Origin of the sequence: Pseudomonas sp. BJa3 (assembly GCF_026343815.1) — a bacterium.
Classification (GTDB): Bacteria; Pseudomonadota; Gammaproteobacteria; order Pseudomonadales; family Pseudomonadaceae; genus Aquipseudomonas; species Aquipseudomonas soli.
The window spans coordinates 1-264 of the sequence record NZ_JAOXMC010000263.1; the positions used below are offsets into that span (position 1 = coordinate 1).

The following is a 264-nucleotide window of genomic DNA, read 5'->3' on the forward strand; positions in this document are numbered from 1 at the left end:
GAAGCGTTCGCGGCCTTGCCGCGTCTCCACGTCTACGCCCTCGGCGTCGCGGCGGACCGCCAGCACGGGGCAGGAAAGGCGCTCCCGCACGCGCCAGCGTGCCCGCAGCGCAGCCACATACGTCGCCGAGCCACCCGTCACCACACGCCAGGGCGAGCGTTCGCCGAGGGTCAGCATGTGGTGGTTGGCCATGAATTGGACCAGGTAGCGCGCCGGGAAAGCGAGGATGCCCTGTGGCGGTGAGGACCACAGGGCCGAGGCCAT

The 264-nt window shown here is 70.8% G+C and carries 1 protein-coding gene; it reads right to left on the reverse strand.

All coding sequences use genetic code 11. The features are described from left to right. Nucleotides 1–192, reverse strand: a 192-nt coding sequence (locus tag OH705_RS27645; protein ID WP_323873512.1) for an FAD-dependent oxidoreductase, incomplete at its 3' end; no start/stop codon positions are given. Nucleotides 193–264 lie beyond the last annotated feature (72 nt).